Below are 888 nucleotides of genomic sequence, written 5' to 3' on the forward strand. Positions count from 1 at the left end.
GGGAAAAAGCACAAACTGCACCCGCTACGCAGGAGCAGCCTGAGAGAGTTCAAAGCGAAGAAGCGGACGCAAGTAACAATATTGTTGTCTCCCTCGAATTCGATCAACCTCTGCCCGCCAAAGACCGCGAACGGTTACAGGCGTGGTTGAACCAGCGTTATGAAGGTACAGCGGTGCGTTTGTTGATCAATACCAAAATGTTAGACCAATAGGTCATTCCACAAAATATTTCGCCTGAACCCCGGAGGCTATCTAGAACTTTTCAGGTAGCCTCCCCTAGTGTGAATTATGAATGACGAAACCCGCCCGCTACTACAAAAAGGCCGTCTGAAACTTAAACCCATACGGTTTTATATATTGATGCCGCGCAAACCTTATCCCACGATTTTCAGGTAGCCTTCCAAGCCGTCTGAAAGGCTACCTGAAGCCTACCCCGCACCCCCATCTTTTAAGGAGACCAAACATGACCCAATCCTGCGATATCGCCATCATCGGCGCCGGCCCCTCCGGCGCAGTCGCCGCCGCCCTGCTGCTCAAACACGGCTTTTCCGTGTGCGTGCTCGAAAAACAGCATTTCCCCCGCTTCGTCATTAGACCTCTTGCGAAAATATTCATCCCATCGCATTAACCAGTCCTGCAATCAGATTTGCCCTTAACCCGAACCGTTTCCGCCTGTTGCGGTAAGGCAGCGACAAGATTTTGAATATCTTCAGTTTCCTGTTGATGTGCCCGATGACGGTTCTGAGTTTGCCTAACCGCCTGTTCGCCTCTTTATCCTGTTTGTTCAGCGGATGATGTTTGGATTTCTTTTTCGGGGTCTGTAATCCGGTTTTAGCCAATCCTTGATAACCCTTATCCGCAATGACTATTTTGTAGGGATAAAGCTCT

General features: G+C 49.5%; 1 protein-coding gene and 2 pseudogenes. 2 read left to right on the forward strand and 1 reads right to left on the reverse strand.

From position 1 onward, the window contains the following. Positions 1 to 212 (forward strand): annotated as a pseudogene (locus ACLD9W_RS12360) (hypothetical protein); the annotation flags it as partial. Between the two features lie 251 nt (positions 213 to 463). Further along, a pseudogene (locus ACLD9W_RS12365) lies at positions 464 to 592 on the forward strand (FAD-dependent oxidoreductase); the annotation flags it as partial. Positions 593 to 611: 19 nt separating this feature from the next. Here the strand turns inward: ACLD9W_RS12365 and ACLD9W_RS12370 are convergent. Continuing rightward, on the reverse strand, positions 612 to 888 hold a 277-nt coding region (locus ACLD9W_RS12370), incomplete at its 5' end, for a transposase family protein (RefSeq protein ID WP_410842285.1).

This window comes from Neisseria sp. WLZKY-1 (assembly GCF_046546535.1).
Classification (GTDB): Bacteria; Pseudomonadota; Gammaproteobacteria; order Burkholderiales; family Neisseriaceae; genus Neisseria.